This is a genomic window from Blautia stercoris, from assembly GCF_054657695.1.
The window spans coordinates 1,394,860-1,419,049 of the sequence record NZ_BAAHYF010000001.1; the positions used below are offsets into that span (position 1 = coordinate 1,394,860).

18 protein-coding genes are annotated in these 24,190 nt (G+C 38.8%); 3 read left to right on the top strand and 15 right to left on the bottom strand.

Annotated elements, in window-relative coordinates:
• Nucleotides 1–57 precede the first annotated feature (57 nt).
• Together ACYQ2D_RS06735 and ACYQ2D_RS06740 are read right to left on the bottom strand one after the other, a co-directional pair.
• A complete protein-coding gene (locus ACYQ2D_RS06735; protein ID WP_117455056.1) occupies nt 58–1,689 on the bottom strand; it encodes an ABC transporter substrate-binding protein in 1,632 nt (543 codons plus the stop codon).
• Between the two features lie 372 nt (nt 1,690–2,061).
• Nucleotides 2,062–2,934 (bottom strand): phosphoribosylaminoimidazolesuccinocarboxamide synthase, encoded by an 873-nt coding sequence (locus ACYQ2D_RS06740; protein ID WP_117455054.1) that lies wholly within the window; start codon nt 2,932–2,934, stop codon nt 2,062–2,064.
• A 285-nt stretch (nt 2,935–3,219) separates the two neighbouring features.
• On the opposite strand from ACYQ2D_RS06740, the gene ACYQ2D_RS06745 reads away from it, so the two are divergent.
• Nucleotides 3,220–4,701, top strand: coding sequence for a S1C family serine protease (locus tag ACYQ2D_RS06745; protein WP_459784982.1), 1,482 nt, complete (start codon nt 3,220–3,222; stop codon nt 4,699–4,701).
• A gap of 60 nt (nt 4,702–4,761) precedes the next feature.
• Here ACYQ2D_RS06745 and ACYQ2D_RS06750 read toward each other — a convergent pair whose 3' ends face one another.
• Nucleotides 4,762–5,595, bottom strand: a complete 834-nt coding sequence (locus tag ACYQ2D_RS06750) for an HAD family hydrolase (protein WP_459784984.1) — start codon at nt 5,593–5,595, stop codon at nt 4,762–4,764.
• A gap of 59 nt (nt 5,596–5,654) precedes the next feature.
• Here ACYQ2D_RS06750 and ACYQ2D_RS06755 point away from each other — a divergent pair, with 59 nt between their 5' ends.
• Nucleotides 5,655–6,644: a M14 family zinc carboxypeptidase gene (locus tag ACYQ2D_RS06755; RefSeq protein WP_459784985.1), complete on the top strand. Its 990-nt coding sequence runs from the start codon at nt 5,655–5,657 to the stop codon at nt 6,642–6,644.
• A gap of 169 nt (nt 6,645–6,813) precedes the next feature.
• Here the strand turns inward: ACYQ2D_RS06755 and ACYQ2D_RS06760 are convergent, their stop codons facing one another.
• The 6 genes from ACYQ2D_RS06760 to ACYQ2D_RS06785 form a co-directional block, all read right to left on the bottom strand.
• Nucleotides 6,814–8,187, bottom strand: a complete 1,374-nt coding sequence (locus ACYQ2D_RS06760; RefSeq protein ID WP_459784986.1) for an NAD(P)/FAD-dependent oxidoreductase — start codon at nt 8,185–8,187, stop codon at nt 6,814–6,816.
• 110 nt (nt 8,188–8,297) lie between these two features.
• Nucleotides 8,298–9,581 (bottom strand): adenylosuccinate synthase, encoded by a 1,284-nt coding sequence (locus ACYQ2D_RS06765; RefSeq protein WP_117455044.1) that lies wholly within the window; start codon nt 9,579–9,581, stop codon nt 8,298–8,300.
• A 187-nt stretch (nt 9,582–9,768) separates the two neighbouring features.
• The gene (gene purB / locus ACYQ2D_RS06770) at nt 9,769–11,202 is read right to left on the bottom strand and encodes an adenylosuccinate lyase (RefSeq protein ID WP_187558289.1); all 1,434 of its coding nucleotides are present in this window, start codon (nt 11,200–11,202) and stop codon (nt 9,769–9,771) included.
• A gap of 77 nt (nt 11,203–11,279) precedes the next feature.
• Complete coding sequence (locus ACYQ2D_RS06775; protein ID WP_022304681.1) at nt 11,280–12,062, bottom strand: tetratricopeptide repeat protein; 783 nt, start codon at nt 12,060–12,062, stop codon at nt 11,280–11,282.
• A complete protein-coding gene (locus tag ACYQ2D_RS06780) occupies nt 12,055–13,320 on the bottom strand; it encodes a DUF5716 family protein (RefSeq protein WP_459784987.1) in 1,266 nt (421 codons plus the stop codon). The genes ACYQ2D_RS06775 and ACYQ2D_RS06780 overlap by 8 nt, the downstream gene beginning before the upstream one ends.
• A 16-nt stretch (nt 13,321–13,336) precedes the next feature.
• Nucleotides 13,337–16,783 carry a DUF5717 family protein gene (locus tag ACYQ2D_RS06785; RefSeq protein WP_459784989.1) on the bottom strand — a complete coding sequence of 1,149 codons (3,447 nt, stop codon included), beginning with the start codon at nt 16,781–16,783 and terminating at the stop codon, nt 13,337–13,339.
• Nucleotides 16,784–16,955: 172 nt separating this feature from the next.
• On the opposite strand from ACYQ2D_RS06785, the gene ACYQ2D_RS06790 reads away from it, so the two are divergent.
• On the top strand, nt 16,956–18,053 hold the full coding sequence (locus ACYQ2D_RS06790; RefSeq protein ID WP_459784990.1) for a pyridoxal phosphate-dependent aminotransferase: 1,098 nt from the start codon (nt 16,956–16,958) through the stop codon (nt 18,051–18,053).
• 70 nt (nt 18,054–18,123) lie between these two features.
• Here ACYQ2D_RS06790 and ACYQ2D_RS06795 read toward each other — a convergent pair whose 3' ends face one another.
• From ACYQ2D_RS06795 to ACYQ2D_RS06820, 6 genes are all read right to left on the bottom strand, one after another.
• Nucleotides 18,124–19,002, bottom strand: coding sequence for a methylenetetrahydrofolate reductase (locus tag ACYQ2D_RS06795; protein ID WP_117455032.1), 879 nt, complete (start codon nt 19,000–19,002; stop codon nt 18,124–18,126).
• A gap of 54 nt (nt 19,003–19,056) precedes the next feature.
• Nucleotides 19,057–19,677, bottom strand: a complete 621-nt coding sequence (locus ACYQ2D_RS06800) for a methylenetetrahydrofolate reductase C-terminal domain-containing protein (RefSeq protein ID WP_118701083.1) — start codon at nt 19,675–19,677, stop codon at nt 19,057–19,059.
• A 1-nt stretch (nt 19,678) separates the two neighbouring features.
• Nucleotides 19,679–21,643 carry an electron transport complex subunit RsxC gene (rsxC, locus tag ACYQ2D_RS06805; protein ID WP_459784991.1) on the bottom strand — a complete coding sequence of 655 codons (1,965 nt, stop codon included), beginning with the start codon at nt 21,641–21,643 and terminating at the stop codon, nt 19,679–19,681.
• Between the two features lie 244 nt (nt 21,644–21,887).
• Nucleotides 21,888–22,355, bottom strand: a complete 468-nt coding sequence (locus ACYQ2D_RS06810) for a hypothetical protein (RefSeq protein WP_117455026.1) — start codon at nt 22,353–22,355, stop codon at nt 21,888–21,890.
• An 18-nt stretch (nt 22,356–22,373) separates the two neighbouring features.
• The gene (locus ACYQ2D_RS06815) at nt 22,374–22,835 is read right to left on the bottom strand and encodes a hypothetical protein (protein ID WP_187558292.1); all 462 of its coding nucleotides are present in this window, start codon (nt 22,833–22,835) and stop codon (nt 22,374–22,376) included.
• Between the two features lie 74 nt (nt 22,836–22,909).
• Nucleotides 22,910–24,190 (bottom strand): bifunctional folylpolyglutamate synthase/dihydrofolate synthase, encoded by a 1,281-nt coding sequence (locus tag ACYQ2D_RS06820; protein ID WP_459784993.1) that lies wholly within the window; start codon nt 24,188–24,190, stop codon nt 22,910–22,912.

A 24,190-nucleotide genomic window follows, 5' to 3' on the forward strand; every position in this document is an offset into this window, starting at 1 on the left:
CTCCCAAAATAGGTGACCTATCTCAGACAGGTCACCTAAAAACCGTATCTTTATTTTTTACTTATACTTCCAATCTTTCATATTACATACAATCGGACTTCCATGTCCGTGTGGATGCGGAATCTGGGTATCCATTGATATGTCTAAGTTATCATTGATAAAAAAGCAATGTTCAATATTTACTAAGTACAGTTCCGGATAATCTGCATCTGCAATTTTCTGAACTTCTTTCCATGCTGCAATTGCATCTTCCTGATTGTTCGCTGTAAGAGCCTCATCAATTTTCTGGTCTACAACATCATTTTTATATCCAACTACATTGTCATACCCACCTGTTAAAAATAAATCTGATTTAAACAGCGAATATAATACAGTAGGTGAATACTGACCCCACCCCCATACAATGCCCGCTGTATTCTGAAGTGTGGTAACTTCATCCCAGGTAGCAGTCTTTACCTGAATATCAATTCCCAAATTTTTTGCATTTTCAGCCAATGCAACTGCTAAATTGTATCTATCCTGATCTCCACCGGGAGAATACACATCAAATGTACACTTTAAATCACCTTTTTCTCTGATTCCATCATTATCAGAGTCTTCCCAGCCGGCATCTTCCAATAATTTGATTGCTTCATCCACTCTTCCATCTTCATAAGTTTCTGTAGAAGCCCATACTAAATTATCTGTAAAATTCACAGCTGGTTTTCCAACACCGTTAAATGCATTGTCTATAATCTCCTGACGATTGATACCGATAGATAATGCTTCACGGACTGCTTTATCAGAAGTAACATCGTTGCCAACAACCACTTCATTTCCTTCTGAATCTTTTGCTGTCATCGTCGGATTAACCGGAAGCGAAATATTTCTTACATCCATTGTTTCAAAATTAGTGGCAGTCATACCATCTACTTTTTCTTTTGAATAGTTCGCACCTACCATTACTATATCCAACTCTCCGGATTTTGCTGCTGAAAAAGCTGCCTCCTGTTCCATTGCAACCAGTGTTACTTTCTTAATTTCCGGCGCATCTCCATAATACTGATCATTAGCTTCTAAAATAATCTGCTGATTTGCATCGTATTGAGACACCTTATAAGCACCTGTTCCAATTGGCTGTGTATCAAACAATTCGCTGTCATAAGCATCAGAAGGAACAATCTGTAACATTGCAGTGGTATCCAAAAACGGAGAATATGCTTCACTTAATTTAAATTCAACCGTGTGATTATCTAAGGCTGTCACTTTATCAAGACGAGTTAAATCAACGTTTTCATTATTTGCCTGATTTTCTTTCACCGTCTTATATGTAAATACTACATCTTCAGCATCAAAATCACTTCCGTCACTAAATTTTACATTTTCTTTTAAATTAAATGTATAAGTCAGTGCATCATCGCTTACTTTCCAATCTGTTGCCAAATCTCCAACATATTCCGAATCTGGATTTACTTCCAGCAATGCCTCATTGATAAAAGGATATCCATAACTCATCGCACCCTTTATTGGGTCAAGACTACTTTCAAAAATGGTTCCTCCAACATACGCCCGCACTCCATCGTCTGTTTGTTTTGTCTCTTTAACTTCATCTGTCTGCTTTGTCTCTTCACTCTGGTCAGCTCCGCACCCCGTAAAAACAGCCATGAGCATAGTCGTCAGACATAAAATACTTACTACTTTCTTTTTCATACGTTCCTCCTGTGGTTTCTGTGTTTTCCTCATTATACTTAACTTTACAAGTCTTCGTAAGCCCCCTGCGCGGATATAATTTTCCTTTAATTTTTTCTTGTTTTTACACTACTTCGCTACTATGCCAGAACCCTATCCGGGGGATATTTTTTATAATTTTGTACAAAAAAAGCAGGTTCACAAAGAACCTGCCCTTTTGCATTGATTAAGCCAACCGTCAAGTGGATATTCGCAATTCGCTTCGCTACTTGCTCATAACCAAATAGCTGCTACGCAGCTTATCAGAAGGGGCTTGCCCCCTCCTGATACAAGCAAGTCCCCATCCCTGCTTATTGCTTTTCGCAATTGAAGCAGGGGACTTACTTGATTTGGTTAAACTAATTTTTTACCTGTCAGCATCTCATATCCCTGAAGATATTTTTCAATTGTTTTATCCACGATATCCTGTGGAAGTGTCCAGTTATTATCCGGATTTGCTCTTAACCAGTCACGTGCGAACTGTTTATCAAAAGACGGCTGTCCATGTCCCGGTTCATAGCCTTCTGCCGGCCAGAAACGTGAACTGTCTGGTGTCAGCATTTCGTCTCCGATTACAATGTTTCCATTTTCATCGAGTCCGAATTCAAATTTTGTATCTGCAATAATAATACCTTTGCTCAGTGCGTATTCTGCACATTTTTTGTACAGTGCAATGGTGTAATCACGAAGTTTCTGAGCGTATTCTTCGCCTTTTCCCGGGAAATATTTTTCCAGATGAGCAATACTTTCTTCATAAGAAATATTTTCATCATGGTCTCCAATCTCAGCTTTTGTAGATGGTGTATAGATTGGTTCCGGTAATTTGTCAGATTCTTTTAAGCCTTCCGGAAGTTCAATTCCGCATACTTTACCAGTTTCCTGATAGCTTGCCCAGCCACTTCCTGTAATGTAACCACGTACAATACATTCAATAGGAAGCATTTCCAGTTTACGGCACATCATACTATTTCCATCAAATTTGTCCTGCTGGAAAAATTCCGGCATATCTTTTACATCTACAGAAATCATATGGTTTGGAAGAATGTCCTCTGTTAAGTCAAACCAAAATTTGGACATCTGTGTCAGAACGGTTCCTTTTTTTGTAACTTCATTTTTTAAAATCACATCAAAACAACTGATTCTGTCGGTTGCTACCATGATCAGACTGTCACCGTTGTCATAAATTTCACGTACTTTACCTTCTTTGATTGGTTTCAATTCCTGCATTTTTTCGCACCTCAATATTATTATATTCTTTTATTTCGTTGCTCCCCGCTGTTACTGCGGTTGCAATAACAGTACCACCATTTGTAGTTTTTTGTCAAGTTTTAGAGGCTTTCTTTTACCAAAACATGGATTTCAGAATGTAAATCCCATTTTCTCTATTGTCCAGTCTTTCGTGTTCACCAAATTTACACACTTTTACCTTATTTTCATCACAGAATCTCGACATTTTCGTCACACTCTTCCTGTATTCTTAGAAGCATCAAAGGGAACAACAAGGAGGAATTGATGATGTTAAACAATTACGATTTTAATCATACAGAAAATAATAATGAAATGGAAAATGAAACCAATACTTATCAGCCACTGACACCATCCGGCAGTCATAATAACAATAAAAAGAATCCTAAAAATTCTAAAAAACTTGCAAAGAAAATCGGTGCTATCACTTTAAGTGCTGTTTTATTTGGTTCTGTCGCTGCCGGTTCTTTCCAGGCTGTAAATTACTTTTCACCTGTTTCAAAAACAACAAACAGTTCAAGCCAGACTTCTAAAAGTAATAGTTCAAGTGCCAGTCTGTTAAAGACAACCACTACTTCCGACAGCTCTAATAAAGGCAGTTTAGATGTCTCTGATATCACAACATCTGCAATGCCATCTATCGTAGCAATCACAAATAAATCTGTTCAGGAAGTCCAGGATTACTTCAGTCAGTTCGGATTTAGAGGCCAAGGTCAGGCACAGACTCAGGAAACCGAAAGTCAGGGTTCTGGTATTATTATCGGCAAAAATGATACAGAACTTTTAATGGTAACAAATAATCACGTTGTAGAAGGTGCCGATACTCTTTCCGTTTGTTTCATCGACAATAAGGTATATGAGGCAAACGTAAAAGGTACAGACGCAGAAAATGACCTTGCAGTTATCGCAGTTCCGCTTGACAGCATTTCCGATGATACAATGTCTCAGATTGCTGTTGCTTCCATCGGTGATTCTGACTCTTTAAAAGTCGGCGAACAGGTTGTTGCCATCGGTAATGCTTTAGGATATGGTCAGTCCGTTACAACCGGTATTGTAAGTGCCGTAAATCGTGCTTTAAGCAATAATTCTTCTGATACACAGGACAGCAACTCTTCTTCTGATGACAGCAGTTCTGCAACTTATATTCAGACAGATGCCGCTATTAATCCAGGTAACAGCGGTGGTGCGCTTTTAAATATGAATGGTGAAGTCATCGGTATCAACTCTGCGAAACTTGCTTCCACAGAAGTAGAAGGTATGGGCTATGCAATCCCGATTTCCAGAGTTTCTGATATCATTGATAATCTGATGAACCAGACAACCAGAACCAAAGTAGACTCTGACAAACAGGGAACAATCGGTATTAAAGGAATCAATGTAACCAGTGATGTTCAGGAGAAATATAATCTTCCGGAAGGTATCTATGTATCTGAAGTAACTTCTGGCAGCGCAGCTGAAAAAGCCGGCATTACTTCCGGCTCTGTCATCACAAAATTCGATGGAAAATCCGTCACTGATATCGAAAGCCTTCAGGATTTGCTGCAATATTATAAAGCCGGTGAAACGGTTGAGTTAACTCTTCAAGTACCGGACAGTGACAGCTACAAAGAAAAAACTGTTTCCATCTCTTTAGGAAGCAAATCCGATACTTCTTCTGACGGCAACAGCCAGACAAACGGAAACGGAAACTCAAATGACAGACAGCAAGGCGGTTCTTACTCTCCGGCTTCCGCATTTTCCATTCGATAAATGAAACACAGCATATATAGCATTCAAAAAAGCAACCCGAGTTTTCGGATTGCTTTTTTGTTATTCTACCCCAAAGTCGTCTTTCAAGGCACGAATTGCTTCTTTCTTATTTGTAAAATGAACTGCATTTAACCCCTGTGCTCTTGCTTCTGCAATATTTTCCATCACATCATCCAGAAATACTGCCTTAGATGGCTCAATCTTAAAATCATTTAACAGTTTTTGATAAAACTGTGCGTCCGGTTTTATCATCTGCACTTCCCATGACATATAACCGCCATCCATCAGATTTAAAAACTCCATCTCCTGCATGCACCGTTCAAAGAGAGGTTTTGAAAAATTCGAGAGATAATAAAGTTTATATCCTCGTCGTTTCAGGTATTTTAGCCAGGTTCTTGTATACGAAAATGTATGAATCGTAAATCCCATATCATCAAACGCATCACGAATCTGCTTTTCATATTCAGGGTCGTTATCAATAAAAGACTGTAAAATTTCTTCTTCTGTGCGTACTCCACGATCTGCTTCTACCCAGTCATCGCTGGCAAACATCGCATCTCCAACTGCCTCAATCGCATCATCATCGAATGCCATGGATTTTAAATAATCCTGCCAGTCATAATCAACAAGAACCTTTCCCAAATCAAAAATAATGGTATTTACTTTGGCATGTTTTTCGTCAATCTTTGGTATTTTATCATCCGGTTTTCTCCACTTATAGACGAGCAAAAAGGCATAGATAAGAACCGGAAGAATTACGGTTGCGTACAAAGATGCCAGAAGTAAATCCTGTGCTGCAGGACTTTTCATCAGAGCAAATACAAGGGTAAGTGCATATAAACCAAGAAGCAGTATGACGACTAAAAGAGCAAGCAATTGTTTTAGCTTCTTCACGTCTGAAACCTCCCTTTTTTGAATATCTTTAATTATAAAGAGTTCAGGAGTTTCCGTCAATGGACATTAATGCTCGAAATGTCAGAGAAAATCGACAGATTCTACAATTTTCCGGCTATTCTTATCAAGACTTAAAAAATGATTTACATATTTATTCAAGAATTTTTGAGAAAATTGTACAAATCACCACTCTTGCACGTACAATCGACGGTCGGGAAATTTTTCAGGCACGAATCGGAAAGCCCGATGCCAGACACAAAATTCTAATTTTTGCGGGGATTCACGGAAGAGAATATATGACCTGCCAGCTTCTCATGGATTTGACTGCCTCATTTGCAAGAGCCATTTTAGAAAAACAAACTTATCGTGGATATTCGTATCAGACTTTTTTTGATACCTGTTCGCTCTTTCTCCTTCCCATGGTTAATCCCGATGGGGTTACTATCAGCCAAATGGGGCCCGATGCTCTAAACAAAGAGGAAAACCGAAGGAGGGTATGGGAAATTGCACGCAGAGAAGGGGCAAGGATGCCATGGAAACAGTACTTTAAATACTGGAAATCCAATGCAGAAGGCATTGATGTAAACCGAAACTTTGATGCGCTCTGGGAAAGTTATTATGATGGAGTTCAAAAACCGGCAAGTGAACATTATAAAGGTCCGTCAGCCGGATGTACCTTAGAAGCAGATACTTTGATTCAATTAACGTTAAAAGAAAAATTTGACCGCACGATCAGTTATCACTCTTCCGGTGCTGTGATTTATTGGTCATTTGGACAGCGTGGAGAACTGGCAAAAAAAACACAGTCCTTCGCCAAAAGAATTTCTGACATTACCAGCTATACTCCCGATGACAATTATGAGGAACTTGACCCGGCAGGCTATAAAGACTGGGCACTTTTAAAGCAGAATATTCCAAGTCTGACAATAGAAATAGGCAGGGCGGAGTCTCCACTTCCGCCATCTGCCTATAAAAAAATCCGTAAAGAAAATCAATTTGTTTTTGAAGAAAGTATTCTTGATATTCTTGTTTCAATCCACAGTCGGTAATTTCACAGAGTCTGACATGTCAGCAAAACGCTGACTGTGGTTTACCTCATGTCAATGGAGGATACCGATTTCTCTCCGCCCACCACTGCCGTTAACCTTCCTGTTTGCAATTTTTCTCACCACCTATAGAGGTGGGAGAATCCTTGCTATATTTGTTGAAACCTGATTTTTATTTCATTCCTTCTGTAATATGTCTTGCAACATAAATACCACTTGCGGATGCATGGGAAAGAGAATGAGTGACACCACTACCATCTCCAATCACATACAGACCTTTATATTTGGTTTCCAGATTTTCATCGATATCGACTTCCATGTTATAGAATTTTACTTCTACACCGTAAAGCAGAGTATCATCATTTGCAGTACCTGGCGCAATCTTATCTAATGCATAAATCATTTCGATAATACCATCTAAGATACGTTTTGGAAGCACAAGGCTTAAATCTCCAGGTGTTGCTGCAAGAGTCGGGCGTACCAGTCCTTCTTCCACACGTGTCACGGTACTTCTTCGTCCTCTTACTAAATCTCCAAAACGCTGTACGATAACACCGCCTCCAAGCATGTTGGAGAGTCTTGCGATACTTTCGCCATATCCATTACTGTCTTTGAACGGCTCAGAAAAATGTTTGGATACTAAAAGGGCAAAGTTGGTATTTTCAGTCTGTTTTTCAGGGTCTTCATAGCTGTGACCATTTGCGGTAACGATTCCGTTGGTATTTTCATTTACAACGATTCCGTACGGATTCATACAGAAGGTACGCACATTATCCTCAAATTTTTCTGTACGGTATACGATCTTGCTCTCGTAAAGTTCGTCAGTCAGATGAGAGAAGATAACTGCCGGAAGTTCTACACGGACACCTAAGTCTACACGATTTGATTTTGTCGGAATCTCAAGGTCTTTACAGACAGATTCCATCCACTTACTTCCGCTTCGTCCAACAGAAACGATACATTTATCACAGTCGTCATATTCTTCTTCGTGGAACACACGATATCCATCTTCTAACATTTCCAGACGGCTGACCGGATAGAAGAAACGGAATTCTACTTTGTCTTTTAATTCCTGATAAATATTCTCCAGTACGATATAGTTGATATCTGTTCCTAAGTGACGTACCGATGCATCTAACAGGTTTAATTTATTTTGCAGACAAAGTTTTTTGAATTTTGTTCCTGCAGTAGAATACATCTTTGTTTCTCCGCCACCGAATTTTACATTCAAATCATCCACGTAATGCATTAATTCCAGTGATTTTTTCTTTCCAATGTGTTCGTAGAGAGTACCACCGAAATCATTTGTGATGTTATATTTTCCATCAGAAAATGCACCTGCTCCTTCAAATCCACTCATAATTGCACACGTTTTACATTTAATACAGGTTTTTACTTTATCACCATCAATCGGACAGCGGCGTTTTTCAAGCGGTGCACCTGCTTCAAATACTGCAATTTTTAAGTCTTTATTCTGCTCAAGCAGTTCATAAGCAGAGAAAATCCCACCCGGACCTGCACCAATAATGATTACATCATATTTCATAAACTTAAATCTCCTATACTCTACTTTGTTTTTACTTTTTCCAGACAAAAACCCCTGAGTCATTCTTTTGTAACGACTTAGGGGTCCTCTGTCCTGTTTTTAATTAAATCTTATTTATTTCTGTAAATAATATCATCTCTGCTCGGTCCGTTAGAAACCATTGTAATCGGGAATCCAATCTTTTCTTCCACAAATTCAATGTATTTTCTACAATTTTCCGGAAGGTCTTCGTAGTTTTTAATTCCACGAATATCGCATTTCCAGCCTGGTAATGTTTCGATTACCGGTTTTGCTTTTTCAAGTAATGCGGTTGTCGGGAATTCTGTTGTGATTTCTCCATCAATATCGTAAGCTACGCAAACCGGAATCTCATCAAGGTATCCAAGTACATCTAAAACTGTAAATGCTACGTCTGTTGTTCCCTGCATACGGCATCCGTATTTAGAAGCTACACAGTCAAACCATCCCATACGTCTTGGACGTCCTGTTGTAGCACCAAATTCTCCGCCATCACCGCCGCGTCTTCTTAATTCATCTGCCTCATCTCCGAAGATTTCAGATACAAATGCGCCTGCTCCTACTGCACTGGAATATGCTTTGCAGACTGTAATAATTTTTTTGATTTCATAAGGCGGGATACCTGCTCCTACTGCACCGTAAGCTGCGAGTGTAGAAGAGGAAGTAACCATCGGATAAATTCCATGGTCTGGGTCTTTTAATGAACCTAACTGTCCCTCTAAAAGAATCTCTTTTCCTTCTTTTAATGAATTCCAAAGGTATAAAGAAACATCACACACATAAGGTGCTATCATTTCTTTGTACTGTTTTAATTCTTCCATGATATCATCAGGGTTTAAAGCCGGTTTATGATACAGATTCTCAAGAAGTACGTTTTTTGTTACACAGACACGTTCTACTTTTTCCCTGAGTACTGCTTCATCTTCAAAAAGCTCACTTACCTGAAAACCTATTTTTGCATATTTATCTGAATAAAACGGCGCGATTCCTGACTTTGTAGAACCAAAAGATTTTCCTGCCAGACGTTCTTCCTCATACTCATCAAATTTGATGTGATAGGACATTACCATCTGTGCGCGGTCAGATACTTTAATCTTCGGCATCGGAACACCCTTTTCCACAATTGACTGAATCTCTTTAAACAGTACTGGGATGTTAAGCGCTACACCGTTACCGATGACGCTGGTGGTGTGGTCATAAAACACACCTGACGGAAGAGTATGAAGTGCAAACTTTCCGTAATTGTTTACAATTGTATGGCCAGCATTGGCACCACCCTGGAATCTTACGATAATATCGGATTCCTGAGCCAGCATATCGGTAATTTTACCTTTACCTTCATCTCCCCAGTTAGCCCCTACTACTGCTTTTACCATTTTGCATTCCTCCTAAAAGTGCTTATTTGTACTCATGTATCATACTACATTTCTTTTGAGAAATAAAGTTCTATTTTAAAAAAAGCATTGTTTTTTTTATTTTTAGTGTTTTTTTCCAAAAAAGGGGCGTCTTATAAGTAAAAGTTACCTATAAGACCCCTCTTGTCTTTCTTATCAAAATATTAATTTAAACATTAATTTCTGCTGTCATACCAAGAATTTCTTTGTTGTCATCAAGAACCGGCTGTACTACATTTTTCAAAAATGCATTAACCTGTACTTCGGCTCTTCCGGTATATTTGGATGGCTCCATTGTTTTCTGTAAATCCTCTAATGTCATGTTAAATGCTGGGTCAGCAGCAATCAGTTCAAGCAGATTATTTTCTTTTCCTTCTACTTTAACATTCTTTCCTGCTTCCATGGAAAGTTCACGGATTCTTTCATGTAATTCCTGACGGTCTCCGCCTGCTTTTACCGCATCCATCATAATATTTTCTGTTGCCATAAACGGAAGCTCGCTTCTTAAACGTTTTTCAATTACTTTTGGATATACAACCAGTCCGTCTACTACGTTTAAGCATAAATCAAGGATTCCATCAATTGCAAGGAAGCCTTCCGGAACAGAAAGACGTTTGTTTGCAGAGTCATCTAAGGTTCTCTCAAACCACTGTGTAGCGGATGTAATTGCCGGATTCATCGCATCGACCATAACGAAACGGGATAAAGAAGCAATTCTCTCACTTCTCATCGGATTTCTCTTATACGCCATTGCCGAGGAACCAATCTGGCTCTTTTCAAATGGTTCTTCTACTTCTTTTAAATGCTGAAGCAGACGAATGTCATTTGAGAACTTATGTGCACTTGCTGCGATTCCTGCCAGGATATTTAATACTCTTGTATCTACTTTTCTGGAATAAGTCTGTCCGGATACCGGATAACATTTTTCAAATCCCATTTTCTTCGCAATCATCGGGTCAATCTTATCGATGGTCTCCTGGTCTCCGTCAAACAGTTCAAGGAAACTTGCCTGTGTACCGGTTGTACCTTTTGAACCAAGGAGTTTCATGGTGCTAAGAACATACTCTAAGTCTTCTAAATCCATTAAAAATTCCTGCATCCATAAAGTTGCTCTCTTACCAACGGTTGTTGGCTGTGCCGGCTGAAAATGAGTAAATGCCAGGGTTGGCAGTGCTTTGTTTGCATCTGCAAATTTTGCAAGTTCTGCAATTACGTTCACCAGTTTCTTTTTCACCAGTTTGAGCGCTTCTGTCATTACAATAATATCTGTGTTATCTCCTACATAACAGGATGTTGCTCCAAGATGAATGATTCCTTTTGCTTTTGGACACTGCACACCGTATGCATAAACATGAGACATAACATCATGACGCACTTCTTTTTCACGAGCCTTTGCAACATCATAATTAATATCATCGGCATGCGCTTTCAGCTCATCAATCTGTTCCTGTGTGATATTTAATCCCAGTTCTTTTTCTGTCTCTGCAAGTGCAATCCATAATTTTCTCCAGGTACGGAATTTCATATCCGGTGAAAAAATGTACTGCATCTCCTTGCTTGCATAACGTTCAGATAATGGACTCTGATATCTGTCTGTACTCATTTTTGTAATCTCCTTTTTTCGTTTTTACAAGTGTTCTTACTTTTTGGATTATAGCTCACGTAGCAAGAAAACACAAGCTAAAACCCTGTACTTCTATGATATTCTTTCTTAAAATCAGAAAGCATCTCATCAATTTCTTCTGTATTCCACGCCATCTGCTCTGGTTTGACCTGACTCATTTCATAGACAATTTCTTTTCGCTCCTTCTCATCCGCTCCCATGCTTTCACATTCTTCTCTCCATTTTCCCTCATCCATAAACATACGGCAGGTATAGAAATACTGTCTGCGAATCTGCTGAGCCGGCAGTTTTTCATAAGCTTTCTTAAAATATTTTGCTGCCTCTTCCATCTGAAACAGTTCCAGATACGCATAAGCCATGTTGTTATAAATCTCACCTTCAAACTGAAGTCCAAGATTTTCCTCTCTTTTTGCGGATACCAGAGCATTTTCATACATTCGGATTGCATTGACATACATCCGGTTACCGATAAGATAATCGCCTTTTTTCTTGATTCGCACTGCCGGAAGCTGCTTTTCTAAAATTTCAAGAGTTTCATTTAATTTCTTAAATTCTTCATGAGAAAGATAATGAATTTCACGGAAAATTGCCAGAATAAATGCACTCGTTCCCTCTTCTTTTTCCAAAATCCGGTACAGCTTTTCATATAATTTTGACAGCCCCAACTCATCTTTCAGCCAGTTGCAGAGCCGTTCATTGATAATACTTTCATCAATCAGATAAATATTTTTATAAAAATAATAACAGAGTTCTTCTATGCTATAAATATTTTTACTGATATTTTCCACATAAAACGGCAGCGAAGCCCTTTTTACCTGACATAAAATATAATCACTCATGTTCCGCCTCCTGCCATCTTATTTTTTCGGTCCATTTAAGACCGCTTGATGGGAAAAGTTCTCCAAATCCCAAATCCTCCACAAATATCACACAGCAATCTGCGGATTCATAAACTGCCTGTATCCGTAATCTGGTCGCTTTCTTCGGACGTTTCGGAAGTCCCTTTAACTTCATTGTGTGCACAAAAGGCTTTTCTCCATCCATAGGCTGTAAGGTAAATTCCAAATCTTCTTTTTCATCTAAAATCAGTTCAAAAGTATGTTCCGTTTCGTACCAGTTTTTTCCACCTTCTGTTACGGTATAAATCTGGTCTTTTCCCTGAATGTTCATATTCATTGTAATATGATTTTTTACTAAAGCTTCTCCCACATACAGGTAATTTCCAAGAGTCTTATCCTCACTTTTTTCCAGTGCGGCAAAGCAAGCCCCTCGTACATACAGATTATTTCCGTAATAAACTCTTCTCTGATTTTTACAAAGGGCGGTAAGAGAATCTACTGCCCATTCTTTATCAAATCCTTCGCCAATCAGATACAGATTTGAATAACTTTCCTCTCCACAGCATTTTTCAATCATTTCAGTGAATCTCTTATCCCGTTTTTTCGGATTTTCCGAAAGCAATTCGGATTTTCCCACTTCAACTCTTGCAATCATCGGTTTTGTTGTCGTATCAATCCAGAGTTTTCGAAAATGCACTCTGTTTTTATCAAAGCAGAATAAGCCTGTACTTCGGTTTGCATTATCATGGCGGGTACGCATTGCATAATAATAAAAACTCTCATTATAATCCTGTATCAGTACCTGACCATTTGCAAAATTCAAATGTCTGCACACCTTCTGCAGTTTACGGATAAATACCCGATTCAGATTTGGTGTTGTAATCATTAAAATTTTAATCTGTCTTTGCGGTTCTCCCACTCCAAGCATAGAAAGACAGCCCTTTAAGAATACTTCAAGCAGTTCTTCTACCTCATGGACTTCTCCGTCAATCTCAACCGGCTCTCCTTTCATGCAGAGATTCAGTACATCCTCTACCAGTATCTCTCCCTCATATTTCGAAAAATATTCGGATTCCGCTCCAAAATGCCAGATATTTGTTTTGGGACGTTTGGACAATCTTGTCGGAAAGGTATATTCTGTCGTTCCGGTCTTTACCGCAAGAGAAACCGGATTTTTTTCTTTTCTGTCATAATAACAAATCTGAGATTCTTTTTCTCCAAATTCCAGACTTGCAATGATATTTCTTGTCTCGTTCATTCCTCGTCTCCCTCTGCTATTCCATCAATCGGAAAAGTGATGCAATCCAGGCTTCTCTTTGCCTGTATGTTTCAAGCACATCTTTTAATTCCTCTTCTTTTCCATGCTGTTTTGCTGACAACATCTGATTTATCATCTGATATTTTGTTGTTTCTTTTTTCTTTTCACCGGATACGGTTAATTCTTCTGTTTCGGTTGTATACTCTTTTTTCTCTTTTTCGATTACGAAATAATACTCCAAGGTTTCCTGACAGAATAAGAGAAATTCTTTGTTAAAGATTCCATGATAGCGGTTTGCCAACATTTCTTCTTTATATGGAGTTTCTTCCTGACTCTTCTCACGAATCCGGTAATACAGCGTAACTTTTGCATCATTTCCGGCAAAACATTCTACAAATACTTTATCTTCTTCCTGGCTCTTCTGTAAAAGCGTTCGTGGAAGATTCTGATAAAAAGCAAATTTTAATCCCTTCTTTTCACATTCTTCCAAAATGGCTTCTGCATTTGTCATGCGCTTTTCATCCCAGTCCTGTTCCAGCTCATAAGATTTTAACAATGCCACATCGCAAATCGAGTCATGTTCCCATTCACGTTTGCGGATTTGTTCAATCGAACGGAACACAAAACGGTCTGATTCTTTGCCGGCAAGCAGAAATTCAAAGGATTCAAAGGTAACATAAGCAAGAATTACCACTTCTTTTCCACGCTGTCTGACATAATCTTTTAATACCGCCGAACCCTGAGGTGTCCAGATTCGTCCAAACATACTGAAAATCAAGATATCTTCTTCCAGCTCATAAGCATCCAAAGAAAATCCCATTGCTCTTTGCCAGATTTCTATCATTTTATCAACCGGACCTTTAAAGTATTTTACCAGATACTTCAAGATAACTTCATCATAAATTCCCTGTTCAAAAATGTCATGCGCCAGAAGCACTAATTCCTCTTCATATTCAAAATCCAGATTTTGAATCATACAGGTGCACAAGTGCAGTAAATCCACGAAACTGATTTCTTCATATCCATATTCACAGATTAAATCATAAGCACCCACATACATTTTCTGTTTAATCAGAATTGTAATCAAAAGGCTCTTATTGATTTTTGCAAAACTCTGAAAATCAATTTTTTCCAGAGAAGCCTTCAAATTTTCTTCTCCCATGTATTCCTGATAAAACAACAATAAACGTTTGCGAATCTGCTGTCTGTATTCTTTTGAAAAGCTTTCTTCCTCGGCTGCAAGCTCAAAACTGTGAAGATTCGTCAGTGTAATCTGATTTTCATGTGCAAGTTCTCCACACGTATATAAAAGCAGTCCTGCGCTCTGATGTTCTTCCTTTGCAAGTTCTCTCGCCAGCTCTTCCCGCTCAAATAATGGCTGAAGATTATAATCCACGTTCTGAATATATCTTCTCTGGCAATCATCCTCAAATACAATTCCTGCATCCGGTGTATAGATAGAAAGATATGCTGCGTGATTGTTAAACGTATAAACCTGCTCTTTTTCAAACGCAGAGTGTTTCACAATCACTTTTCGAATTTTTTTGTCATCACAATACAAGCGATGCACAAACAATACTTTTCCAAGTGCCCGTTTGATTACTTCGTCCTTACTGTTCAGACAAAACTCTCGATACATCACCGCAAAATCTTCATTGATGCGTCCCTCTTTTAATTTATCCTGTGCAAACTGTTCCATCGTTGCCCGATAACTTTGATAGGTTACCTTATCAAGATTTTTATTGCGGATAACATTGCTGTATACAAAAGCTTTTTTGGTATCACTCAGGGTATTGTTGTATCCAAAATACATCCGGATCATTCTCGGCAACATTCCACGATAATTCCGGCTCATCGTCTCGATATAACATTCGTAGAGTCTTGTGATTTTCAAATCTTTCTGCACTGCAAGTTCATACCATTTGAAATACCGTTCTTCTCCCGCTTTTCCTTTCATAATCAAAAGGCAAATTGCACGCACAACCTGGGCGGACGGATATCTCTGATAAATATATTCCAGCAGCTCATAGACAGATTCCGAATACTCTCGAAGGTTTTCCGATAAATCTGTTGCACGAAATGCCATCTCTTCTGAAAGGATTCCATGACGTTTTGCAAACAGCATAACCTGTCTTGTAAATCCACCAAATCTGCGAAGCAGTGCCCCATCTTTCTCGGCAAGACGGCATGCCTGAAGATATAAAAATGGACTCCTGCTGCCCTCATTGTACTGTTTCTCCAAAAACTGCATTTCATTTGCAGAAGTTTCAAATGCTTCTTTATTGTCATCCAGCACATATTCCAAATACTCGCAGATTCCGGACAGACGTTTATTCTTCATCACTTCTTTTTCAGACTTTAACTGACCAAGCAGTTTTCCTGCCTGTTCCTTCTCATTTAAGCAGTGTAACAGATAAATTTGTACCAGTTTGTACTCAGTCGTGAAAAATCCATTCTCCTGTGCTTCTGAAAATGCGGCTTCCGTCTGTCCCTTCCAGAACGAAAATTCTGTCTTTCCAAGTAAGAAATCCAGAAAGTCCCGCAACAGTTCTACTTTTTTATGCTTTGCATAAGTCTCAAGGTCTAATTGTCTTTCTCCTGACTTTGACGCCATCACCGTATAAACCAGTTCTTCATACACCGTCCTGATACGAATCCGTCCGAAATTTTTCCCTTTTCCAAGATTTTCTCTGCGGATAATATATTCCATCTCATAAACACTGCCGATGAAATCATCATCACTGATTTTTTTCTTCTCTACTTCCAGAAAATCCCCTTCTACAAAGATTTCTGCTTTTAAATGTCCCCAGGTGCTTCTATGAATCCGAAGAGTATCTTTTAAAGAAGCCATTACTTCATAAACTTCCAGATTTTCCGATTCGATTTTCAGGGCAACCCGCTCTTTTTTTCCAATTCCAATTAAAAACTCTTCCAGATTCTGTAGTGTAACCGGTTTTGTCGTCATTGCAAAATAATAAGGAAGCAATTCCTGACAATCTTTTAAAAGGGTCCGGAAAGAGGCATCTACAAATAAATGATATGCCTCCCTGAAATCTTCTTTTGCAAGCTGTGTAAATGCATCCAAATTGTCGATTGCACCCATAGCTGTCTTTACTTCTTCTTTTTCGATTGAAATCTGAAATGGCAGACGATACTCTCCTACATTTGTAGTCAGTACCACCTCTCCCTCAAAGGAATCTCCTGGCTTTAATCCTTTCACATCTGCGCCATAAGGAATTGTCACATTTTGTCCTAAAAAACGCTCTTTTCCAAGAAGAAATCTGCGGTGAGAAGAGTATACAAGTCCTTTGATACGGCTCTTATCTTCTGCCCGAATAACCAGCTCTCCCCTTACATTTTCTTCCGGCTTTGTACTTACCGCAATGCTGTTTTGTGAAAACAGGAGTTTTGGCACTTCATATTCAAATCTTCCGTTTATTAACTGCTCCATTCTTCTCTTCAATGTATTTACCCCGTTGTTTCTCTTTTTTTCCCGTTGCTTATTTTATATTGAACAATTTTTATTTTCTGGCTATAATGTGAATTATACACTACAAATGCAACAGACGCAACCTCTCGAAAGACTGCATCAGACAAGTTGCATGACACGTAAAAAAGAAAGGAGCATCTACGATATGCTGAAACATAAAGACCATTTTCATGGCAGTGATTTAGAAAAAATAGAGGATATTTACGGAATCAAAAAAGAGGATATTACCAGTTTTTCTGCCAATGTAAATCCACTTGGAATTTCCCCTCTTTTAAGGGATACTCTTTCCAGGCATGTAGACGCTATCACTTCTTATCCCGACCGCGACTATACAAAACTGAGAAAAAGTATCTGTGATTATACCGGTGCGCAGTTTGAAAATATTATTGTTGGAAACGGATCTACTGAATTGATTTCTTTATTTATTCAATCCACTCATCCAAAAAAAGCCCTGATTTTAGGACCGACTTATTCGGAATATGAGCGTGAAATCACCTTAGAGGGCGGACATACCTTATATTATCCATTAAAAGAAGAAAATGATTTTCAGATGGACGTCAATGATTTCTGCCACCAGCTAAATGATTCGATTGATTTACTTGTGCTGTGCAATCCGAACAATCCAACTGCTTCCGCCATCACCAAAAAAGAAATGAGAAAAATTTTGGACACTGCACTCCAATATGGAATGTTTGTCATGGTTGATGAAACCTATGAAGAATTTGCTCCGGACGCAGCGAATATGTCCTCAATTCCACTGACTAACAATTATACCAATCTGATTGTGCTTCGCGGAATTTCCAAATTTTTTGCAGCTCCGGGACTTCGCCTTGGCTATGCCGTAACCGGAAATCCGGATTTGTTAAAACATATTAACACCAAAAAGAATCCCTGGACTATCAATAGTCTGGCAGAAATTGCCGGCTGTATCATGTTTTCCGATAAAGAATATATTGAAAAAACAAAGACTTTAATTACCACAGAACGAGAACGCATGACAAATGAATTGTCCAAACTGGATACCGTCAAAGTCTATCCGTCCTGTACGAATTTTATTCTTGTAAAAATTTTAAAAGAAGAAGTCACTTCCGAAATGATGTTTGACCACTGCATCAAAAAGGGATTGATGATTCGTGACTGTTCCACTTTCCCGTTTTTAGATAACAGTTATATCCGGTTCTGTCTGATGAGCCCTGAAAAAAATACCGAATTATTAGAAGCGATGAAAGAACTGCTTGCTTAAACTAAGAGGGAGCTACGCACTAACTTGTGCGCTGCTCCCTCTATTATTATTCTTCTTAAATTTATTATTTTTAGATTTCAGCCTGTTTCAGCAGTTCCGGAACTTTAGATTCCCAGCCAAGTGCCATGATATGTACACCCTGACAGTATGGTTTACATTCTTTGATAATACGTGCTGCAATTTCAACACCTGTAATACCAGCTTTTGTCTTTTCTTTATCTGCTTTTAATTCTTCGATCATTTCATCCGGAACATGGATACCGGCAACATTATTGTTCATGAATTTTGCCATTCCCGCAGATTTCGGAATGATGATACCAACCTGTACCGGTTTTCCGAACTGTTTTGCTTTTTCCATAAATTTGATGAATTTTTCCGGCTCAAAGATTGCCTGTGTCTGGAAGTATTCTGCACCTGCAGCTACTTTTCTTTCCATTTTAGCAAGCTGTGCATCAACAGAATCGCTGCATGGAGATACAACTGCACCTTTTGAGAATTTCGGAGGTTCGCCAACTAATTCATTTCCACCAAGGTCTACACCTGACTCTAAGAGTCCAACTGTGTGAAGAAGGGATACAGAGTCTAAGTCAAATACCGGTTTTGCCTGCGGATGGTCACCCATTTTTGTATGGTCACCAGTCAGACAGAGGATGTTTTCGATACCAAACATTGCAGCACTGAGAAGGTCAGATTCCAGTGCAATACGGTTTCTGTCACGGCATGCCAGCTGGAAAATCGGATTCATGCCTGCATCTTTTAATGCTTTACACATTGCAAGAGAACCAAGACGCATAACAGAAGACTGGTTATCAGTTACGTTTACTGCATGAACACCCTGAAGGTATGTTTTTGCTTCTTCTAACAGCTCATCTACATGAATCCCTTTTGGCGGTCCTACTTCAGCAGAAACTACAAATTCACCACGGTCGAATAATTCTTTCATTTTCATTGTACATTGCTCCAATCATTATAATATCATAGCTTAATTAAGCTTCTTTTTTCACTATTTTACTTCATCGTCTGTTGCGAAGTTATGAACCTGTGTCGGGCATTTTAATACATCAAGGCGTCCGATTTCTTTCAAACGTCTGTAAATGCGTTCCCATCCACATTCCATCTCACTGTCCACTTCACATTTTCCATTCTTGGAACCGCCACACTGGCCATTTACAAGGCTCTTGGAACATGCTGTGATTGGACAGATTCCACCTGTCAGATTCAGGTAACATTCACCGCACTGGTCACATTTGTACTCTAACGGTGTCACGCCCTGGAAACCAGGTACCGGATATGTATCGCAGGCTGCACAGACCATCTTATCTTCAAGATATTCTGCTACGGTCTGTACACCAACACCGCAAGAAAATACTAAAACTAAGTCTGCTTCCTGAATTTTACTTAAATGTTTTTTGAGACGTAACTCCATATTTTCCGGATTGCAAATATAATCAGTTGTGAGAACACCTGTTACATTTCCTTCAGCGGCAAGTTCTTTCTGAAGTTCAACAGCTTCTTTTTCCGGAAAACGAACTTCCTTACATCCATGGCAGTTGATGATAAAAACTTTTTTTCCGGCTGTCAATGATGTAATTGTTTCTTTTGCTTTTAACTGGGTAATTAACATATTACTTCATCCCCCTTATCGCATTTTTTCCGGCTTTGATACTGTCAATAATCGGAATCTTAGAAGAACAGATATACTGGCAGCATCTACATTCTACACAATCCATAACATTCATATCTTTCATGCCCTGCCAGTTCTCTTCTTTGGCATATTTTACAAAATACAATGGAGACAGTTCCATCGGACAAACATCAACACAGCGTCCACATTTGATACATGGCTGTTCTTTTGTCTCATCTGTATCAATTGCAATAATACCATTGGAACCTTTCATCATCGGTACATCCAATGTACTCTGTGGGAATCCCATCATAGGACCACCCATCTTAACCAGAACATCATCATCTGTAAATCCACCACAGTAATCGATCAGTTCTCTTACGCTGGTACCGATTTTGATGATAAAGTTGCCAGGATTTTTAATCTTTTCACCAGTTACAGTTGCAACACGTTCAACGAGTGGCATACCTGTCTGGATTGCATCGGAGATTGCTTTTACTGTACTGATATTATCTACTACAACACCAACATCTGCCGGAAGACCGCCGCTTGGAACTTTTCTTCCCATAACACGTTTAATCAGAGTTTTTTCTGCACCCTGTGGGTATTTCGTTCTCGCAACAAACACTTCCATATTTCCGATATTGGCAACTTTTTCCTGCATTAATTCAATGGCATCCGGTTTATTATCCTCGATAACGATGATACCTTTTTCGGCACCTGTTGTCTTAAGGATTGCTTTTAAACCAAAAATAATGTCATCGGCAAACTCAAGGAGTACTCTGTGGTCGGCTGTTAAGAGCGGTTCACATTCGCATCCATTTAAAAGAATGGTATCAACCGGTTTTGCCGGTTTTAATTTTACGCAAGTCGGGAAACCTGCACCACCCATACCAACAATACCTGCTTCACGAATGATATCAATGATTTCATCCGGTGTAAGATTATCTAAATCACCATGTGGCTGTACGGATTCGTGCAGAGTATTTTTTCCATCCGATTCAATAACAACAGCCATTACTTCACTGCCTCTTGTGCCATGCATACGAGGTTCAACAGCAACTACGGTTCCGCTTACGCTGGAATGTACCGGAGCACTGATAAAGCCTGCTGCTTCTCCAATCTTCTGACCTACCTTTACGGTATCGCCCACTTCAACGATTGGATTTGCCGGTGCTCCAAGGTGCTGGGACATAGAGATTACAACCGTTTTTGGTTCCGGGAATTTCTTAAGTGCAATATGTTCACTGAACTCTTTACGTTCTGACGGATGAACACCACCATAATATCCATTGAGTCTTTCATCTCTGATTGATTTTACATAATCATTAATGACTTTGAAATTTACTTTTGAGAAATCACGAACCTGTACCGGCTGATTTAAAAATTCTTCCAGACGACCCTGTTTTGCCAGTCTCTGGTAGATTTTTTCCCATGCACAGTCTTTATTCGGGTCTACTTCACATTTTCCATTTTTTGCTCCACCGCACTGTCCATTAACAAGACTCTTGGAACAATCGACGATCGGACAGACACCACCTGTAACATTCAGATAACACTGTGCACATGCGTCACAGCTCTTCTTGGTAAGTGCCATACCATGGTGACCTCTGTAATTTAAGGTATTACTTGCAGCAATAACCGGTTTGCCCGCTAAATCTGCAACGGTCTGAATACCAAGACCACAGGAAATAACAACTACATTTTCTGTTCCCTCCGGAATCAAATCCTGTAATTTGTTTTCTGTGTGCATCTTATTGCATAAGAAGTCTAATTTTGCACTGCCTGTGACATTTTTCCCCTGCTCTGCAGCAAATTTTAAAAACTCATCGCAATCTGGTTCGTCAACAGTTTCAAATTCTTTGAAACACTTGTTACATGCAATCACAAACAGATTGTCCTTGCCTTCAAGCACTGATGCAAGCTCATCATTACTTTTCAGCTTATACTTAGTATAGTTTTCCAATTGCTCACCTTCCTTATATTTTTTTGATAATGAAAATAAATAATCCCTTATGATATCTGATTCGATTCGTTCCTTTCAGCTCCGCAACAAAAAAGAACGAAAAGAATCAGGTAAATAAGCCTCTAAATACTTACTTATTAAATGTACCACAAAATTGCTTTTTTAGCTAGGTTTATTAGTGATTTTTATGAAATTTTATTCAAATTTTCCAGAAAAACCATAAATTGTATACAATTGACCCTTTCTATTCTCCGCTCATGAAAAAAGAAGCAGGATTCTCGCCTGATAAATCCGAATCACTACTGATATCTGAACTGTATTCCGGATAGGACTCTATTGTAACAGAATCTGAGATATCCGTTGCCGTTCCATCATCGAAATGAATTTCATTCTCTTCTTCTTCCTGTTCTGCATCCATCGCTTCTTCATATGCTCCGTCTGCCTCTATCTCTTCATAAGTCGATTCTGGAAGGTCTGCATTTAATTCATCCGGACTCATCATGAAACCATCTTCATCATATTGGATTCCTTCATAGTCCTGACTTGTCTTTTCATCCTCATCTGTTTGTTCTGATTCTTTTGACGTTTCCTTTGATGCTTCTTTTTGTTCCTTTGCTGATTCAGATTGGAGGGATTTCTGCGAATACTTGAACATTCCAAATCCCGCTGCTACGATAACAACAGGAAGTATGATTTTAACTATTTTTTTCATATTTCAATCTCTCTTCTCTTAAAATTTCATTAATCCAGAATGACCTAAGTCTTCTAAATCTTCTTTCCAAAAATCAAAATAGTTTTTCTTCCCCACAGTTACTCCATATACCTGCCCCTCTGTCACAAACACACTAAATGCATATTTCATATACATATAATTTGAACCATCGGTAAACCCTTCTTCTCCTGGAAAAACTTTTCTTAATGTTGGAATAACCTCTTCTTCTGGAACACGCATAAGCTGAACTCCATTAACATATATATCTGTATGCTCGTTTACAAACTGTATTGCTTCACAAATTTTATTTTTCTTGTCATAATACGCTATAATATCTTTTGAAATATCTCGTCGAATTTCTTTATTCTTCCCACCATAAAACGTTTCCTCAAAATCGGACATATTTTTTATTACTTCTTCTGGACTTAACCCAATAAAATTTTTCCCTTCATATCCACTAAAAAATTTTACTTTATACATTTTTTAATCTCCTCTATAACAATTATAGATTTAATTTTCAAACAGTTTAGCCAAATATTTTTTTCAAAATTTATCTACCGATTCCATGCCTCATCCGCCAAACTCAAAAAAGAAAGTGACCCAAATACAATCACTACATCATCTTTTGTCGTCATTGCTTTTACTTCTTCCACTGCTTCTGCCACACTTTTTGCCGCCTTTACATTCGGATTCACTTTTTCTACTGCTTTTTTCAGTTCTTCTGCCGGCAGTGCTCTTGGATTATTTGGTGTCTGCACCGTCACAATCTGTTTTGCAAGCGGCGCAGTCAGTTCAATGACTTTTTCATAGTCTTTATCCGCAAATACCCCAAAGATGTAATACAGGTTTTTTCCTTTAAAATAAGTTTCTAAGGATTCTTTTAAGACAGTTGCCGCTGCCGGATTATGTGCTCCGTCAATGACTACAACCGGGTCTTTATGGATAACAGAGAAGCGTCCTCTCCAGGTTGCTTCTTTCATTCCTTTTCGTACCGTTTCTTCACTTAACTGATAGCCAAGACTTCGAAGTGCCTCCACTGCTTCGAGTGCAAGTGCTGCATTTTTTATCTGATACGTTCCTGCAAGAGAAATTTCGATGTCTTTCCAGTTTTTATAAGAAAAGCGTTGTGTTTCATATCCATAATGAACGTCTTTGATTTCCTCCTGATTTACAATCGAGAGCGTTGCATGTTTTTCCTCGCTGACTTTCTTTACAACCTCTTCTGCTTCCGGCTCTTGTTTTGCAGATACAACAAGAGTCCCCTGTTTAATAATTCCGGCTTTATTTTTTGCAATTTCTCCAAGCGTATTTCCAAGGAACATCATATGATCCATTCCAATCGAAGCAATCACTTCAAGCACGGTTGTCGTTACCACATTTGTCGCATCGAGTGTTCCGCCCAGTCCGGTTTCTAATACAACGATATCGCACTGCTTTTCTACAAAATACAAAAATGAAATTGCTGTTTCCACTTCAAAAACGGTCGGGCTTTGCAGTCCATCAAAGAGCATCCCGTCAATTGCCTCTCTTACTTTTGTCGTAAGTTTTGCCAGAGAATCACGGTCTATCATTTCTTTATCTACCTGGATGCGTTCACGATAAGAATACAGCGTCGGAGAAATGTATCTTCCGGTGCGGTATCCACTTTTTGTCAAAATTTCTGAAAGAAATGCCAGCTCTGAGCCCTTTCCATTTGTTCCGGAAATATGAATAAATTTCAGTTTGTCCTGCGGATTACCCAGACGTCTTAATAATTCCTTCATTCCTTCTAATCCAAGCACGCTTCCGCTTTTTCCTACTTCATCTAAAAATGCTCTTGCTTCCTGATAATTCAT

Bases quoted from the DNA above. Each gene is read 5' to 3' on its own strand.
- ACYQ2D_RS06760 (WP_459784986.1), bottom strand. From the start codon at position 8,187: ATGAAATATGATGTAATCATTATTGGTGCAGGTCCGGGTGGGATTTTC.
- ACYQ2D_RS06820 (WP_459784993.1), bottom strand. From the start codon at position 24,190: ATGAATTATCAGGAAGCAAGAGCATTTTTAGATGAAGTAGGAAAAAGC.
- ACYQ2D_RS06810 (WP_117455026.1), bottom strand. From the start codon at position 22,355: ATGAAAAAAATAGTTAAAATCATACTTCCTGTTGTTATCGTAGCAGCG.
- ACYQ2D_RS06745 (WP_459784982.1), top strand. From the start codon at position 3,220: ATGATGTTAAACAATTACGATTTTAATCATACAGAAAATAATAATGAA.
- ACYQ2D_RS06735 (WP_117455056.1), bottom strand. From the start codon at position 1,689: ATGAAAAAGAAAGTAGTAAGTATTTTATGTCTGACGACTATGCTCATG.
- purB (WP_187558289.1), bottom strand. From the start codon at position 11,202: ATGAGTACAGACAGATATCAGAGTCCATTATCTGAACGTTATGCAAGC.
- ACYQ2D_RS06795 (WP_117455032.1), bottom strand. From the start codon at position 19,002: ATGAAAATGAAAGAATTATTCGACCGTGGTGAATTTGTAGTTTCTGCT.
- ACYQ2D_RS06755 (WP_459784985.1), top strand. From the start codon at position 5,655: ATGGACATTAATGCTCGAAATGTCAGAGAAAATCGACAGATTCTACAA.
- ACYQ2D_RS06775 (WP_022304681.1), bottom strand. From the start codon at position 12,062: ATGAGTGATTATATTTTATGTCAGGTAAAAAGGGCTTCGCTGCCGTTT.
- ACYQ2D_RS06780 (WP_459784987.1), bottom strand. From the start codon at position 13,320: ATGAACGAGACAAGAAATATCATTGCAAGTCTGGAATTTGGAGAAAAA.
- ACYQ2D_RS06800 (WP_118701083.1), bottom strand. From the start codon at position 19,677: ATGTTAATTACCCAGTTAAAAGCAAAAGAAACAATTACATCATTGACA.
- ACYQ2D_RS06815 (WP_187558292.1), bottom strand. From the start codon at position 22,835: ATGTATAAAGTAAAATTTTTTAGTGGATATGAAGGGAAAAATTTTATT.
- ACYQ2D_RS06740 (WP_117455054.1), bottom strand. From the start codon at position 2,934: ATGCAGGAATTGAAACCAATCAAAGAAGGTAAAGTACGTGAAATTTAT.
- ACYQ2D_RS06790 (WP_459784990.1), top strand. From the start codon at position 16,956: ATGCTGAAACATAAAGACCATTTTCATGGCAGTGATTTAGAAAAAATA.
- ACYQ2D_RS06765 (WP_117455044.1), bottom strand. From the start codon at position 9,581: ATGGTAAAAGCAGTAGTAGGGGCTAACTGGGGAGATGAAGGTAAAGGT.